The organism is Flavobacterium frigidarium DSM 17623, assembly GCF_000425505.1.
Lineage (GTDB): Bacteria > Bacteroidota > Bacteroidia > Flavobacteriales > Flavobacteriaceae > Flavobacterium > Flavobacterium frigidarium.
Window position 1 is genome coordinate 94012 of record NZ_AUDO01000014.1, and the last position, 13665, is coordinate 107676.

The 13665-nt window shown below is 33.7% G+C and carries 16 protein-coding genes; 7 read left to right on the forward strand and 9 right to left on the reverse strand.

What is annotated here, in order from left to right; all coding sequences use genetic code 11:
• Positions 1-258 precede the first annotated feature (258 nt).
• The 4 genes from H603_RS0110230 to purN all read right to left on the reverse strand — a co-directional run bounded on the left by H603_RS0110230 (position 259) and on the right by purN (position 4369).
• Positions 259-2157 carry an amidophosphoribosyltransferase gene (locus H603_RS0110230; protein ID WP_026708513.1) on the reverse strand — a complete coding sequence of 633 codons (1899 nt, stop codon included), beginning with the start codon at positions 2155-2157 and terminating at the stop codon, positions 259-261.
• Between the two features lie 129 nt (positions 2158-2286).
• Positions 2287-3210, reverse strand: coding sequence for a PfkB family carbohydrate kinase (locus tag H603_RS0110235; protein ID WP_026708514.1), 924 nt, complete (start codon positions 3208-3210; stop codon positions 2287-2289).
• 76 nt (positions 3211-3286) lie between these two features.
• A complete protein-coding gene (gene rnhA, locus H603_RS0110240) occupies positions 3287-3772 on the reverse strand; it encodes a ribonuclease HI (protein WP_026708515.1) in 486 nt (161 codons plus the stop codon).
• Between the two features lie 36 nt (positions 3773-3808).
• Entirely contained in the window at positions 3809-4369 is a 561-nt protein-coding gene (gene purN / locus H603_RS0110245) for a phosphoribosylglycinamide formyltransferase (RefSeq protein ID WP_026708516.1), read from the reverse strand.
• A 178-nt stretch (positions 4370-4547) separates the two neighbouring features.
• Between purN and H603_RS0110250 the strand changes: the two genes are divergently transcribed.
• From H603_RS0110250 to H603_RS0110275, 6 genes are all read left to right on the forward strand, one after another.
• A complete protein-coding gene (locus H603_RS0110250) occupies positions 4548-4784 on the forward strand; it encodes an acyl carrier protein (protein ID WP_007137004.1) in 237 nt (78 codons plus the stop codon).
• Between the two features lie 186 nt (positions 4785-4970).
• Positions 4971-6224 carry a beta-ketoacyl-ACP synthase II gene (gene fabF / locus H603_RS0110255; RefSeq protein ID WP_026708517.1) on the forward strand — a complete coding sequence of 418 codons (1254 nt, stop codon included), beginning with the start codon at positions 4971-4973 and terminating at the stop codon, positions 6222-6224.
• A gap of 9 nt (positions 6225-6233) precedes the next feature.
• Positions 6234-6974, forward strand: coding sequence for a ribonuclease III (gene rnc / locus H603_RS0110260; RefSeq protein WP_026708518.1), 741 nt, complete (start codon positions 6234-6236; stop codon positions 6972-6974).
• Positions 6975-7088: 114 nt separating this feature from the next.
• Positions 7089-7577: an IPExxxVDY family protein gene (locus tag H603_RS0110265; protein ID WP_026708519.1), complete on the forward strand. Its 489-nt coding sequence runs from the start codon at positions 7089-7091 to the stop codon at positions 7575-7577.
• 5 nt (positions 7578-7582) lie between these two features.
• The gene (gene pyk, locus H603_RS0110270; protein WP_026708520.1) at positions 7583-9013 is read left to right on the forward strand and encodes a pyruvate kinase; all 1431 of its coding nucleotides are present in this window, start codon (positions 7583-7585) and stop codon (positions 9011-9013) included.
• Between the two features lie 104 nt (positions 9014-9117).
• Entirely contained in the window at positions 9118-9891 is a 774-nt protein-coding gene (locus tag H603_RS0110275) for a Bax inhibitor-1/YccA family protein (RefSeq protein ID WP_026708521.1), read from the forward strand.
• Between the two features lie 80 nt (positions 9892-9971).
• On the opposite strand, the gene H603_RS0110280 is transcribed toward H603_RS0110275, so the two are convergent.
• Complete coding sequence (locus tag H603_RS0110280) at positions 9972-10487, reverse strand: PAS domain-containing protein (protein ID WP_026708522.1); 516 nt, start codon at positions 10485-10487, stop codon at positions 9972-9974.
• Between the two features lie 91 nt (positions 10488-10578).
• Positions 10579-11661, reverse strand: a complete 1083-nt coding sequence (gene dinB / locus H603_RS0110285; protein ID WP_026708523.1) for a DNA polymerase IV — start codon at positions 11659-11661, stop codon at positions 10579-10581.
• A 108-nt stretch (positions 11662-11769) separates the two neighbouring features.
• Here dinB and H603_RS0110295 point away from each other — a divergent pair, with 108 nt between their 5' ends.
• Entirely contained in the window at positions 11770-12246 is a 477-nt protein-coding gene (locus H603_RS0110295) for a CYTH domain-containing protein (RefSeq protein ID WP_026708524.1), read from the forward strand.
• Positions 12247-12255: 9 nt separating this feature from the next.
• On the opposite strand, the gene H603_RS0110300 is transcribed toward H603_RS0110295, so the two are convergent.
• The 3 genes from H603_RS0110300 to H603_RS0110310 form a co-directional block, all read right to left on the reverse strand.
• Entirely contained in the window at positions 12256-12756 is a 501-nt protein-coding gene (locus H603_RS0110300) for a septal ring lytic transglycosylase RlpA family protein (protein ID WP_026708525.1), read from the reverse strand.
• An 81-nt stretch (positions 12757-12837) separates the two neighbouring features.
• A complete protein-coding gene (locus H603_RS0110305; RefSeq protein WP_026708526.1) occupies positions 12838-13260 on the reverse strand; it encodes a hypothetical protein in 423 nt (140 codons plus the stop codon).
• 94 nt (positions 13261-13354) lie between these two features.
• On the reverse strand, positions 13355-13665 hold a 311-nt coding region (locus H603_RS0110310), incomplete at its 5' end, for an IS3 family transposase (RefSeq protein WP_026708527.1).

Here is a 13665-nt window from a genome sequence, read left to right on the forward strand (position 1 = left end):
ATTTTCGAAAACAAAAAATAATATTGCACAAAAAAAAAGACGAGTAAACTAATAAGTTCAATCGTCTTTATTTCAGCCAATTAATTGACTTTAATCAATAAAAAAGGCGGAATTGCTTCCACCTTTTTTGCCCCAAATCTACCATAAATTTAACCTACTAATTTTATGGTTCTGTAAATCTATAGTACTACTTCAATTTTTACAAAAAATTTAGATAAACAGCATATAAAACCGATTAAAGTACATTTTTAACACTTATTAGTAAGCGCGAGCATCTTTTCCTTCATAAAAATTCATGAATGCACGGTTCACAACTCTATTACCTCCAGCTGTAGGGTAATCTCCTGTAAAATACCAATCTCCTAAGTTTTTAGGACATGCGATATGTAAATCTTCAACTGTTTGAAAAATTATTTTTACTTCGGCTTTAATTTCAGGAGAACTTAACATCTCTGCTATCTTATCTGAAACTTCTTGAGGTTCAAACGGCGCATAAATCTCGGTGACATAATTGACTACATCTGCATCAACAAATTCCTCTTGAGCCTTACATTTAGCGTATACTTCGTCAACTATATGGTATAAGTTTCTTTCTTTTAAAAGTGCTAATGCAGCTCTAAAAGCAACTAAACCTTCCATCTTTGCCATATCGATTCCATAACAATCAGGAAATCTAATTTGTGGTGCCGACGAAACTACAACAATACGTTTAGGATTTAAACGATCCATCATTTTAATGATACTCATTTTTAAAGTAGTCCCTCTAACAATACTATCATCGATAATCACTAAATTATCTGTAGGTTTGATCACACCGTACGTAACATCATAAACGTGTGCTACTAAATCATCACGACTACTATCCTCAGTAATAAATGTTCTTAGTTTAGCATCTTTAATAGCTACTTTTTCAGTACGTATTTTTACAGCTAATAATTCTTGCAAACTTTCTGCTGTAAGCGTGTCTCTATTTTTTAATATATAATTATTTTTTCTCTGATTTAAAAAATCCTGAGCTGCCTCTACCATTCCGTAAAATGAAGTCTCAGCTGTGTTAGGAATATAAGAGAAAACGGTGTTATCAGTATCTTGATCAATCGAGTCAAGAACTGCTGGTAAAATTAATCTACCTAGGGTTTTTCTCTCTTGATAAATCTCTGCATCACTCCCTCTAGAAAAGTAGATTCGTTCAAACGAACAAGCTTTTTTCACTGTAGGAGTCAAAATCTCCTGCATAGAAACTGTACCATTCTTTTTAATGATTAAAGCATTTCCCGGCTCAATTTCTTGCACTGATTCAAAAGGAACATTAAACACAGTTTGAATTACTGGCCTTTCTGAAGCTACAACTACGACTTCATCATCTTGGTAAAAATATGCTGGACGAATTCCTGCTGGATCTCTAAAAACAAATGCATCACCATGACCTAACAATCCAGCCATAGCATACCCACCATCAAGATTTTTTGCCGCTCTCGTCAAAATTTTTGCTACATCTAGTTTCTCTGCGATTATAGGAGAAGCTTCTCTTTTTGACAAACCGTTATTTTTACACTCTTGGTATAAATCAGTTACTTCGTCATCAAGAAAATGACCTATTTTTTCCATTACAGTAACCGTATCTGCCATTTCTTTTGGGTGTTGTCCTAACTCAATCAAGTTATTAAACAACTCCTTAACATTAGTCATATTAAAGTTTCCGGCAAGAATTAAATTACGGTGCATCCAGTTATTTTGACGTAAAAATGGATGTACACTTTCGATACTATTTTTACCAAAAGTTCCATAACGAACGTGGCCTAAAAACAGTTCACCTATGTATGGAATTTTTGCTTTTTGAAGCTCAACATTATCTGCATATTCTGGATGTGCAGCCATCTCATCGTTGATACGATCATTTATTTGCGCAAAAACATCTTGAATAGGCTGTGCGTGATTAGATCGTACACGGCTTATGTAACGCTCCCCAGGCTCAACATCTAATTTAATACTGGCAAAACCAGCACCATCTTGTCCACGGTTGTGTTGCTTTTCCATAAGGAGATACATTTTTTGTATTCCGTAAAAAGCAGTACCGTATTTCTCTTTGTAATATTCAAGCGGTTTAAGTAGTCTAACTAAGGCTATACCACACTCGTGTTTTAAAGCATCGCTCATCGTGTTGTTGTTTGTTGTGTTGTTTAATTTTATTGCACTTTGTAGGATGGAAATACAAACAATAATTGTACCTATATATTACCACAAAGTAAAAAGCAAAAAAAGCCCCGTTTCCGAGGCTTTAAGACATTATATTTCTATATCAAATTGTGTTAGAGACTTAAATTGCTCCAAGCGTGACACAACATCTTCTTTATCTAAAGCAACCATGCGTTCTGTACCAAATTTCTCAACACAGAAAGAGGCGAGATTAGAGCCATAAATAATAGCGTTTTTCATATTCTCAAATGAGATGTTTTCACTTTGCGTAATAAATCCTGCAAATCCACCTGCAAAAGTATCTCCTGCTCCTGTTGGGTCAAAAACTTCTTCTAATGGTAATGCTGGCGCAAAGAATATTTGTTGATCTTGAAAAAGTAAAGCACCGTGCTCTCCTTTTTTAATAACTACATATTTAGGTCCCATAGTTTGAATTTTGGCTGCAGCCTTAACAAGAGAATATTCTCCTGAAAGTTGTCTTGCTTCCTCATCATTAATTGTAATCACATCTACACGTTTCATTACATCTAATAATTCAGGTAGTGCGCAGTCCATCCAGAAGTTCATTGTATCTAATACAATTAATTTTGGTTTAGTAGTCATTTGATCAATAACACTACTTTGTACTAATGGGTGTAAGTTTCCTAACATAACCACATCTGCATCTTTATAATTCTCAGGAACTTTTGGTTGAAAATCAGCCAAAACGTTCAATTGAGTATCTAGCGTATCTCTCGAATTTAAATCGTTATGGTAACGACCACTCCAGAAAAAAGTTCTACCACCTTTTACTACTTCAAGACCAGAAATATCAATATTTCTCTCTGTCAATAAATCTAAATATTCTTGTGGAAAATCGTCTCCTACTACCGAAACGATTGCAGATTGTAAGTTAAAAAAAGAAGCCGACAAACCGATATATGTTCCTGCTCCACCTAAAATTTTATCTGTTTTTCCGAAAGGAGTTTCAATTGCGTCGAAAGCAACTGTTCCAACAATCAATAATTTATTCATTTATATGAGTTTCAAATTAAGGCGCAAAGATAGTTTATAACTTTGATAGTTGCAAAGATTCAAACTCGCAAAGTTTTCATAATAATTTACCTTCTTCCTTTTCATAGACGACATCGATTGAAACCTCTTTTTGCATCGCCCCCATAACTGCAAGTTCGTCACAACGTTCATTTTGCGGATGATTATTGTGTCCTTTTATCCATTTAAAATCTACTTGATGTTTTCGATAAATAATTAATAACCGCTTCCATAGGTCGGCGTTTTTTCGATCAACAAATTTCTTTTTTTCCCAACCAAAAACCCATTTCTTCACAACTGAATCTACAACATATTTAGAATCTGAGACAACAAGCACTTTCGCATTGGGTTTTTTTAATTTTTCAAGGCCTACAATTACCGCTAACAATTCCATACGATTATTTGTAGTTAAACGAAAACCTTCAAAAAATTCCTTACGGTAGGTTTTACCATCTTTAACTGTTTCCATGACCACTCCGTATCCACCGCGACCGGGATTTCCTTTGGCGGCGCCATCAGTATATATATGTACTTCGTAGTTCATTTTTAATTTTTGTATTAGCTGCTAATTCGATGAGAATTACTTTAAAAGATCTTCAATAACTATGGGGAAATATTTCTGTTCTAATGAATGTATCTTCTCAGCAACTACCTCTGTTGTATCAGTACCTAAGACAGTAACTTTCTTTTGGAAAATTTGAGCTCCTTCATCGTAGTTTTCGTTCACATAATGAATAGTGATACCAGTTTCTACCTCTCTATTAGCGACTACAGCCCCATGAACATGCATGCCGTACATGCCTTTCCCTCCATATTTAGGAAGTAATGCTGGGTGTATATTTATTATAGAATTGGGGTACTGTACAATTATAGCCTTTGGAAACTGCAACAGAAAACCTGCTAAAATTATAAGGTCAGGTTGTATTTCATTAATTTTATGTAATACATTACTTTCAATTAATTCAGTTTTATTAAAAATATGTGAAGTAATTCCTAGATTCTCAGCTTTGGCAATTACTCCAGCTTTAGCATTGTTAGTAAACACAGCTACAACCTTAGCAACACTGCTATTATTGAAGTGCTTTATAATGTTTTCAGCATTACTGCCCGCTCCAGAAGCAAAAATTAGAATTTTTTTCATGATTGACAGTTTTTAATTTTACGCAAAAAAAAGAATAAAAAACCAAAAAATAGAACAATAAGAAGCCTTTGTTAAAATATTTTTTTTAAATTTAGTTAATACATTTATCAACTTATGCGTTGTTTTAAAATAAAGTTTTTTATTTTTGCCAACAAATTAAATTCTAAAATTAAAGATTATGTCAGACATTGCATCAAGAGTAAAAGCGATTATCGTAGACAAATTAGGTGTTGACGAAAACGAAGTTGTAACAGAAGCAAGCTTCACTAATGATTTAGGAGCTGACTCATTAGACACTGTTGAGCTTATTATGGAATTCGAAAAAGAATTTGACATTCAAATTCCAGACGATCAAGCAGAGAACATCGCTACTGTAGGTCAAGCAATCTCTTACATCGAGGAAGCTAAAAAATAATAAATGAAGCACCCGTATACCTTCACGGTGTATGGGTGTTATTATTTATTTTTAAAAGAAGAAAATTCAGATTGGATGTACAATTCAATCAAAAGGAATATTTACAACTTAATGCCCACAGCTCTTTAAACAATACAGTGAAGATAGCGTGGGTATTATTGTTTAAAGATAATAAAACATACAGTTATGGTATTAAAACGAGTTGTAGTGACAGGTTTAGGTGCTCTTACTCCTATAGGAAATAATGTTCAAGAATACTGGAATGGCCTTATTAATGGCGTTAGTGGCGCTGCGCCTATAACCTATTTTGACGCTTCAAAATTCAAGACTAAATTCGCATGTGAATTGAAAAATTTCAATGTTGAAGATTTCTTAGACAGAAAAGAAGCAAGAAAAATGGACCGTTATGCACAGTATGCAATGGTATCATCAGAAGAAGCTGTAAACGATGCTGGATTTAATTTTGAAAAATTAGATAAAGATAGAGCTGGAGTTATCTGGGGTTCAGGAATTGGTGGTTTAGAAACTTTTCAAATCGAAATGTTAAACTTTTCTGCTGGTGATGGTACACCAAAATTCAACCCTTTCTTTATTCCAAAAATGATTTCTGATATCGCTTGTGGCCATATCTCAATCAAATACGGATTTAGAGGTCCTAACTTTGCAACTGTTTCTGCATGTGCCTCATCTACAAATGCAATTATTGATGCTTTCAATTATATTCGTTTAGGTCATGCTGACGTAATGGTAACTGGAGGTTCTGAAGCTGCAGTAACTATCGCAGGTATGGGTGGATTTAATGCCATGCACGCTTTATCTACAAGAAATGATGATCCTACAACAGCTTCAAGACCTATGGATAAAGACCGTGATGGTTTTGTTCTTGGTGAAGGTGCTGGAGCATTAATTCTTGAAGAATACGAACACGCTGTTGCTCGTGGCGCAAAAATTTACTGCGAAATTGGCGGTGGAGGTATGTCTGCAGATGCACATCATATCACTGCTCCACATCCAGAAGGTTTAGGTGCAAAAAATGTAATGTTGAACTGTTTGAGAGATGCTGGTTTAAAACCAACAGATGTTGACGGATTGAACATGCACGGTACCTCTACTCCATTAGGAGATTTAGCTGAATCTAAAGCTATTGAACACGTATTTGGTGAACATGCTTATAGCATGAATTTGAACTCAACAAAATCAATGACCGGTCACTTATTAGGTGCTGCCGGTGCTGTTGAAACAATTTCTTCGATACTTTCAATGAAATACGGTATTGTACCGCCTACAATTAACCACTTTACTGATGATGAAAACATAGACTCAAAATTGAACTTTACTTTTAATAAAGCTCAAAAAAGAGAAATGAATGTTGTAATGAGTAACACTTTTGGTTTTGGTGGACACAATGCGTGTGTATTAGTTAAAAAATTAGACTTGTAATAAACCATTATGAGTATATTTAAAAAAATATTTTCAAAATCCCGTTCTCTTGAAGACGGGATTTTTTTTAATGCTGTCGAAAAAATCTTAGGTTTTGCCCCACAAAATCTAGATAATTATAAAAAGGCATTTACACATCGTTCATTGAACCGCTTGAGCAATGAAGGAAACCCTATCAATTATGAACGCTTAGAATTTCTAGGTGACGCCATGTTGAGTTCAGTTATTGCAGCCTACCTTTTTACTGAAGCACCACATGGTGACGAAGGCTATTTGACAAAAATGCGTTCTAAAATTGTAAGCAGAGAACACCTTAATGAATTAGGGAAAGATTTAAATCTAATTCAATTTATCGAAAGTAAAGTTCCCGTTCATCATTTTGGCGAAAACATTCATGGTAACATCTTTGAATCTTTGATTGGTGCAATTTACCAAGATCGCGGTTATGCCTATTGTGAACAGTTTATTCAGAAGAGAGTAATTGTACCTTATGTAGATATTTCGAGACTAGAAGGAAAGGTAATTAGCTATAAAAGTTTAGTTATCGAATGGTGTCAAAAAGAAAAGAAAATTTTTAATTACGACATTTTTGAAGACAATGCTATTGACGGTCAACGTCTCTTTGGTGTTCGATTGAGCATCGACGACAAAGTAATTGCAAAAGCTCGTGCAACTTCAAAAAAGAAGGCAGAGGAGAAAGCATCACAACGTGCTTATTTTGCACTTCAAGAAAAAATGGACAAGAAATAATATCAAATTCATCAAAACTACAACGTTTTCGTTCATAAATTAACGAAATCATTACATTTTCTACTCTTAAACTTCGATAGAAATAGTATCTTTACGATATTATTTTCAATGAATATGGCTATTCACAAACTGGATCTTGGCGAATTCGACGAAGTAGATTATTTTCTAGTCGCAATACATACTTCATTAGAAGATTATCGTTTGGCTTATTTTATTAATCAAAAACTACCTATTAACTTATCAAAAAGTACTGAGGAAGTTCAAATAAATATAAAAGAAGGCGAGACAAATTTTGCGCGCTTTTATTATTATGATTTTGAGAATGCTGTTTCTTGGAATTTAATTCAAAATAAAAATGAAGTTCTTCAGCAGAAGACGAATCCGTCACAAGATTTATTTGCTGCAATTTCAATGGAGATTTCAACTAAAGTTTTCTTACTTCCAGAATTTAAAAAAGCTGATTATTTTTTAAAAATAGAAAACATTGACGACACAATAGATGTGTCCCAAATCAAGACCACGTTAAACACCATAGATAGTATCTCGGCAGTGTATACTGTAGATACAAATCTAATAAAATCAAAAAACAATTTAATTTTTTAAAAAAAATGATTCCAAACAAAAAAACCAAAATTGTAGCCACACTGGGACCTGCATGTAGCACAAGAGAGATTATAAAAGATATGATTGACGCAGGTGTCAATGTATTTAGAATTAACTTTTCGCACGCAGATTACGAAGGTGTAAAAGAAAAAATCAATATCATCAGAACTTTAAATGATGAATTTGGATACACAACTGCAATTTTAGCCGATTTACAAGGACCTAAACTTCGTGTAGGAGTTATGGAAGAAGGGGTAATCGTAAATGACGGTGAGCTTATCACATTTACTACTGCCGAAGATATTATTGGTACTGCACAAAAAGTGTTCATGAAATATAAAAACTTTCCTAATGATGTAAATCCTGGCGAAAGAATTTTATTAGACGACGGAAAACTTATTTTCGAAATTGTCTCTACAGATAAAGAGTCAGAAGTGGTTGCTCGAGTTATTCAAGGAGGAGAATTAAAATCTAAAAAAGGAGTTAATTTACCAAACACAAAAATTTCATTACCTGCACTTACTGAAAAAGATATCGCTGATGCAATTTTTGCAATAGGACAAGGAGTTGACTGGATTGCACTTTCATTTGTAAAAACACCGCAAGATCTTAAAGATTTACAAGACCTAATAAACGAACATTCAGACGTTAAAATTCCAATCATTGCTAAAATCGAAATGCCAGAAGCATTAGAAAACATGGACAAGATTGTTGCTTATTGCGACGCTTTAATGGTTGCTCGTGGAGATCTAGGAGTTGAACTTCCTGCTCATGAAGTACCTTTGGTTCAAAAAGATCTTATTCGTAAAGCAAAAATGGCACGTATTCCTGTTATTGTTGCAACTCAAATGATGGAAACAATGATCACTAGCTTAACTCCTACAAGAGCAGAAGTAAATGACGTTGCTAACTCTGTTATGGATGGAGCAGATGCAGTGATGCTATCTGGAGAAACTGCTGCAGGAAACTATCCTGTTCAAGTAATCCAAAAAATGACGCAAATCATTCAAGCGGTAGAAGATTCTCCACTTATTCAAGTGCCACAAAATACACCACAAATAAAAACAAAACGTTTTATCACTAAAACAATCTGTCGTCACGCTGCAATTATGGCTGATGCTATTAAAGCAAAAGCAATTTGTACATTGACAAATAGTGGATACACTGCATTCCAAATTTCAGCATGGAGACCTTCTGCACACATTTTAGTATTCACTTCTAATAAAAGAATTGTAACGCAACTAAGCCTGCTTTGGGGAGTTAAATCATACTATTATGACAAAACGGTAAGCACAGATGATACCGTTACTGATGTTAACGAAATCGCAAGACAAAAAGGATATGTAACTAAAGGAGATTTCCTAATTAATTTAGCTGCAATGCCTATCAAAGAAAAAGGAATGGTAAATACCTTGAGAGTTTCTGAAATAGAATAATATCTTTTAGACAAAATAAGAACCGCCTAGATCAATTTGATTAGGCGGTTTTTTTTGTCTTAAAATTTGAATTATCTTTGAATAAATTAAATCAATCATTTATTATGAATCTCAAATCAAAGAATCCGTTTTTGAACAATAAATCTTTCTCGGCTACATCAGCTCGTAGAAGTGATCAAGTTCATAACGCTACCATTATTGATTATAACCAAGAAATGACAGTAGCTGGAACAATTAATAAAACGTTCATCTTATTTTTATTGTTAATAGCATCTGCAATGGTAGTATGGTGGATGGCGTTCAACGGGACAAACCCAATTGTACCAGCTATAGCAGGAGCAATCATAGGATTAATTTTGGTAGTAGCAGCTGCTTTTAAACCACAATACTCCGGATATTTAGCTCCTGGTTATGCATTATTTGAAGGGTTATTTATTGGTGGAATTTCTGCTATATTTGAAGTGCGTTATCCTGGAATAGTAATCCAAGCCGTAGGTGCAACATTTGTAACTTTTGGTGTGTGTTTGGCGCTATACCGTTTTAAAATAGTTAAAGTTACAGAGCAATTTAAATCCATCGTAGTAGCAGCGACACTAGCAATAGCAACCTATTACTTAATTTCATGGTTGTTTTCTATGTTTACTAGTTTTCAGCCTGTACATTATGACAACTCGTTGATGAGTATTGGTATTAGTATATTTGTAATTATCATAGCCGCATTAAATCTATTTTTGGATTTTGATCGAATAGATAAAGGCGCACAACAAAAAATGCCTAAATACATGGAGTGGTTTGGGGCCATGGGACTAATGGTAACTTTAGTTTGGTTGTATATCGAATTCCTAAGATTGTTATCAAAACTTTCAAGTAAGGATTAATTTCAACTTCAGCAAAATTAAAAAAGCCCTTAAAACTATACAACTAGTTTTAAGGGCTTTCATTTTATATAGAAGCATACTTACGCCGCTTGTTCAAAGGCTATAAAATGCGACAAATCTCCACTCTTATTAAAAATTGGAATACCTTTAATTAGGCAGTAATACAAATCACCATTTTTCTTGTAGTTGATTACTTTTTTCTCAAATGATACTTTGTTCAAGATGGCCTCACGAATTTCATTTGAAACAATAGCACAGGTTTTTTCGCCTTGAAACATTCTAGGACTATAACCAACCACTTCGTCGGGTGTATATCCATTCATTTTAGCGATATTCTGCGATGCAAATACAATTTTAAGGCTCGCGTCTGTCACTACAATTACTTCGTCTTTAAGAATATTTCTAAGATCCCAATTATCATTTAACCACTTAGACCGCGTACCAAGCTCATTTATTTTTTTAGCATCTGAATTAATCATTCGAAAATCATTAATTATATCACCATAAAAATCCCATGAAGTGATGGGACTCGTTATTAATCTAAGTTCTTGATTAAACTTAGCTACCCCTCTATCATACTCTAAGAAACTTTTCATCTTACATAAATTTTAGTCAAATATAAATTTAAAATTAAAGACAAATACCACAAAATCAGCATTTAACTTTTGTTCAACCTAAAATTTAATATTAAAACGGAAATGAAAGCTGTACTACTATGGATTTTTTGACTTCAGTATTTAAATTACTCATAGAAATTCCAAGTAATCTCACCGAGTCTTTCATGCGCTCTTGATACAATAATTCCTTCACTGATTCTATGATTAACCCCTTATCAGCAATAAAATACGGCAGCGTCTTGCTACGTGTTTGCTGCGTGAAATCGCTGTATTTAATTTTGAGTGTAATTGTTTTACCAGACACATTGTTTTTCTTCAATCTGCGTTCTAAAGTATCTGCAATATTTTCCAACTGCTCCAACATAAATATCTCTGACGAAAGGTTCGTATCAAAAGTATGTTCAGCAGCAACCGATTTAGATATGCGATTGGACTTTACCTCGCTATTGTGAATTCCTCTAACCACGTTGTAATAGAAACTTCCCGATTTCCCAAAATGCTTCACTAAAAATTCTACTGATTTACTTTTGAGCTCTAGTCCTGTAAATATTCCTAACTGGTACATTTTCTCAGTAGTTACCTTACCCACCCCATAAAATTTCCGAATAGGCAGCACCTCTAAAAAAGAAATTACTTCATCTGGATTTACTGTTTTTTGACCATTTGGTTTATTGAAATCACTAGCAATCTTCGCCACAAATTTATTAACAGAAATACCCGCCGAAGCCGTTAAACCAACTTCGGTATATATGCGGGACCTTATTTCCTCCGCTAAAACACTTGCACTAGTAATTCCTTTTTTATTAACGGTTACATCGAGATAGGCCTCATCAAGCGATAGCGGCTCAACTAAATCAGTATAGTCCTTAAATATTTTGTGAATTTTAATCGATATTTCTTTATAGCGTTCAAACCTAGGCTTGACAAAAATTAAGTCAGGGCAATTTCGCTTAGCCACCACACCACTAATCGCACTACGCACTCCGTACTTCCTAGCTTCATAACTTGCAGCAGCTACCACACCTCGATTTTCTGAACCACCCACAGCAATGGGCTTTCCTATTAAATCAGGATTATCCATTTGTTCAACTGAAGCATAAAAAGCATCCATGTCGACATGTATAATTTTTCTAATTAAAGTTGTGGTTTCCATTTTACAAATTTATAGCGATTTTGATGAAAACGAAACGCATTTGATGTTAAATAAATTTGATACATTTGACCTTCATTTCGGATTATATCCACAGAACAAAACAAACTCATGATTGAAATCGAACGCAAATTTCTAGTAACTTCAGACGCCTTCAAGTCAGACTCTTTTTCGAATAAAACGATTAAACAAGGTTATTTAAGCTCTGTCCCTGAAAGAACTGTAAGAGTTCGCACAAAAGGAGATCAGGCCTACTTGACTATAAAAGGAGCGTCCAACGAAACAGGACTGTCACGATTTGAATGGGAAAAAGAAATTTCAACTAGCGAAGCAGAAAGCTTATTGATGTTATGCGAAAGCGGCATAATCGATAAAGTTCGATATGAAGTAAAAGTAGGTGATCACACCTTTGAAATTGATGAATTCTTCGGTGCGAATTCAGGGTTAATCTTGGCTGAAGTAGAACTAAAATTTGAAGAAGAAGAATTTCAAAAACCAAGCTGGTTAGGAGTAGAAGTGACTAACGATCATCGCTACTACAACGCCTATCTTAACTTACATCCATTTACTAAATGGGAATCAAGATAACTAATGCTTTTATTTATTAAAAACTTCTATGGTAACAGTCATTACACCAATACCTTTATTTTTGGCGATTTCCATAAATGCTTTTTTAGATAGATCTATTTCTCTCGACCTAACAAAAGGTCCACGGTCATTAACCTCTACGATGACCCACTTCCCATTTACTTGATTAGTTACTTTTAACATGGTTCCAAAAGGAAATTTTTTATGTGCAGCGGTATATTCATTCATATCAAAGGCAGCACCACTAGCCGTTCTTCTTCCGTGAAATTTATCTGCGTAATAAGATGCATGAGCATTGGTTTTATAAGCAGCAAGCTTTCCATATTTCTCAGCAAGAGTATCTTTAACTATGTCTTTTTGAGTTAGAACTGCAACCTTATTTTTCTTTAAAGTATCTTTTTGACTTGCAGTTTTTTGTAATGAAACCTTTATTTTATCAGCAATAGAGCTTTGGCTCGTTGCTATACTAATAATTGCTATTAGTAAAAAAGGCGTAATTAATTTTCTCATATCATTTTTTATTTCAGTTCTACTTTTACAAAAACCATACCTAGATAAAAAAAGCCCTATAAAAAGGGCTTTTTGGCAGTTTTACAACCACAATTTCCAAGGTATTCTACTTAAAATTAAGATTAATCCTAAAGTGTAAAATATTGTAAAAGTTTTAAACTTAGACTCACTGTTAAGTAAATTTTTGTGTTTTGACCATCCTACAGTAATCAACACTATTGCAATAATATTAATCAAAGGATGCTCCATAGAAGTTAGACGAATAGCCTTATCACTCATATTACCTAAAGATGCAAACCCTAAAGGAGAAACGAAGTAAATAACTAATCCAATTAACAACTGCGTCTGTGTACCTATTAAAGCAAATAAAGCGATTTTTCTATCAGTCGCATTAAATTCCTTTTTAGAAATTAAACCATACAGTGCATTCAACACAGCAACAACTAACAACAACAGAGCTAAGTAAGCCCAACCCGAATGTAATTTTTGAATAAATTCGTACATAAAATTTTGATTTTTGAAAAACAAATATAAGTAAAAAAGGCATAAAAAAAACCCTCATTCTAGACTGCACCCAAAAGTTTAGACAAATTTATAATTAATTTTGATAATAGTGAGCTCGATATTGTATCGGGCTCATTTTGTTTAAATTTGATTTAATTCTGTCGTTATTATAATATAATATGTACTCTTTAATCTCTTTTTTTAATTGATTTATAGAGTTGTACTTTTTAAGATAAAACAACTCCGATTTTAGTATTCCAAAGAAGTTTTCAATGATTGCATTATCTAGACAATTGCCCTTTCTTGACATACTTTGTTTAATTCCTTTTTCCTTTAAGAGTTGCTGATATTGTCGCATTTGATATTGCCATCCCTGGTCTGAGTGTAATGTTATATTGGTATTAT

Coding starts and splice junctions, on each gene's coding strand:
- H603_RS0110230 (WP_026708513.1), bottom strand. CDS start 2,157: ATGAGCGATGCTTTAAAACACGAGTGTGGTATAGCCTTAGTTAGACTA.
- H603_RS0110235 (WP_026708514.1), bottom strand. CDS start 3,210: ATGAATAAATTATTGATTGTTGGAACAGTTGCTTTCGACGCAATTGAA.
- rnhA (WP_026708515.1), bottom strand. CDS start 3,772: ATGAACTACGAAGTACATATATATACTGATGGCGCCGCCAAAGGAAAT.
- purN (WP_026708516.1), bottom strand. CDS start 4,369: ATGAAAAAAATTCTAATTTTTGCTTCTGGAGCGGGCAGTAATGCTGAA.
- H603_RS0110250 (WP_007137004.1), top strand. CDS start 4,548: ATGTCAGACATTGCATCAAGAGTAAAAGCGATTATCGTAGACAAATTA.
- fabF (WP_026708517.1), top strand. CDS start 4,971: ATGGTATTAAAACGAGTTGTAGTGACAGGTTTAGGTGCTCTTACTCCT.
- rnc (WP_026708518.1), top strand. CDS start 6,234: ATGAGTATATTTAAAAAAATATTTTCAAAATCCCGTTCTCTTGAAGAC.
- H603_RS0110265 (WP_026708519.1), top strand. CDS start 7,089: ATGGCTATTCACAAACTGGATCTTGGCGAATTCGACGAAGTAGATTAT.
- pyk (WP_026708520.1), top strand. CDS start 7,583: ATGATTCCAAACAAAAAAACCAAAATTGTAGCCACACTGGGACCTGCA.
- H603_RS0110275 (WP_026708521.1), top strand. CDS start 9,118: ATGAATCTCAAATCAAAGAATCCGTTTTTGAACAATAAATCTTTCTCG.
- H603_RS0110280 (WP_026708522.1), bottom strand. CDS start 10,487: ATGAAAAGTTTCTTAGAGTATGATAGAGGGGTAGCTAAGTTTAATCAA.
- dinB (WP_026708523.1), bottom strand. CDS start 11,661: ATGGAAACCACAACTTTAATTAGAAAAATTATACATGTCGACATGGAT.
- H603_RS0110295 (WP_026708524.1), top strand. CDS start 11,770: ATGATTGAAATCGAACGCAAATTTCTAGTAACTTCAGACGCCTTCAAG.
- H603_RS0110300 (WP_026708525.1), bottom strand. CDS start 12,756: ATGAGAAAATTAATTACGCCTTTTTTACTAATAGCAATTATTAGTATA.
- H603_RS0110305 (WP_026708526.1), bottom strand. CDS start 13,260: ATGTACGAATTTATTCAAAAATTACATTCGGGTTGGGCTTACTTAGCT.